Here is a 1,431-nt window from a genome sequence, read left to right as displayed (position 1 = left end):
CACCCCCACCCCAAAGCGCACCCTGGTACCAAGGGAGGTCCCGACCCACCATGAGCACCCTTGAGGAACAGATCGACATCGCCGCCCCCGTCCTCGCCGCCTGGGAGCAGCTGCACCGGGTGCACGAGTACCCGCGGTTCGTCGACGGAGTCCGCAGCGCCCATCCGCACGGGCGGAACCTCGCGCACCTCGGGGTGGAGATCGACGGCGCCGAGCGCTCGGTGGACACCGAGATCACCGACCGGGGCCGGGGCCGGGTGATGGCCTGGCGGACGCTGGACCCGCTGCGGCTCAGCGGCGCCTTCGCGCTGCTGCCGCTGGACGCCCGGCACACCCGGGTGCAGATCCGGGTGGAGTACGACCCGGAGGCCGTGCACCTGGCGTTCGGCGGGCCGCGCGGCTTCGCCCAGGCCGGGGCGATCGAGCGGACGGTCCGCGAGGACCTGCGGCACTTCCGGGAGCTGGTGGAGGCCCGGGTCGGCGCCGCCGACGGCCTCCCGGACACCTCGCACGACCACCCCGACGAGCCCGTAAGAAGCACATAAGCCCAGCTCAGCGCGGGTGGTGAGGCTGTTCACAGCCCCCCGCCGACAAGACCGTTCCGCTTTCAACCTGTGGCAGACTCGGATGCCATGGACATCGGCCCGGTCACCAGGACGCTCCGCGCGGCGGTCTTCGCCGCGCTGGTCGTGGTGCTCGCCGGGTTCGGCCAGGTACTGGTGACCGGCCGGGAGCTGCCGGTCGGCACGATGCTCCTGGCCTCGGCCGCCGTGTTCACCGTCGCCTTCGCGCTCGCCGGCCGCGAGCGCCGCTTCCCGGTGGTCGCCGCGGTGTTCCTGCCGCTGGAGCTGGGTGTCAGCGCACTGTTCGACTTCGCCCAGAGCACCTGCCCCTCCCTGCCGCCCGGCACCGGCCGCGGTTTCGAGCCGCTGCTGTGCGGCGGCGGTTCGCTGGGCGGTTTCCTGCTCGGCCACGGCGTCTCCCAGCAGACGGGCGCCCTGCTCCTCCTGCTGCTGCACACGGTGATCGCGCTGGCCGGCGCCTACTGGCTGCGCCGCGCGGACGCCGCGCTGGCCGGCCTGGCCCGTACCGTCCGGATGCTGGGCGAGTTCCTGCACCGGCACCTCCCGGCCGCCGCCCGCTGGCTGCTGCTGCTCACCGCGCCCGTCCCGGCCCGTCCGGTGGCGCGGGTGCCCGTTCCCCCGGCCAGCCGTGCGCTGGTCCCGGCCGAGGACGTCGTCGTCCGTCCGGCCGTCCGCCGCGGCCCACCGTTCGTCCTGGCCGCCTGAGCCCTCCGCTCGCGCACAGCGTCTCCGCTCGCCCCGAGCCTCTCCGCTCACGCGCAGCGCCCCCGCTCGCCCCGAGCCTCTCCGCCTGCGCGCAGCAACTCCGCTCGCGCGCAGCGCCCCCGCTCACCCGGCCGCCTCTCTC

2 protein-coding genes are annotated in these 1,431 nt (G+C 75.1%); both read left to right on the top strand.

Annotated elements, in window-relative coordinates; translation table 11 throughout:
* Positions 1-50 precede the first annotated feature (50 nt).
* Positions 51-545, top strand: coding sequence for an SRPBCC family protein (locus IE332_RS17950; protein ID WP_189917268.1), 495 nt, complete (start codon positions 51-53; stop codon positions 543-545).
* An 87-nt stretch (positions 546-632) separates the two neighbouring features.
* A complete protein-coding gene (locus IE332_RS17945; protein WP_189917266.1) occupies positions 633-1,289 on the top strand; it encodes a hypothetical protein in 657 nt (218 codons plus the stop codon).
* Positions 1,290-1,431: the final 142 nt, after the last annotated feature.

The organism is Kitasatospora xanthocidica (assembly GCF_014656195.1).
Lineage (GTDB): Bacteria > Actinomycetota > Actinomycetes > Streptomycetales > Streptomycetaceae > Kitasatospora > Kitasatospora xanthocidica.
This window is presented reverse-complemented; position numbering and strand designations above follow the sequence as displayed.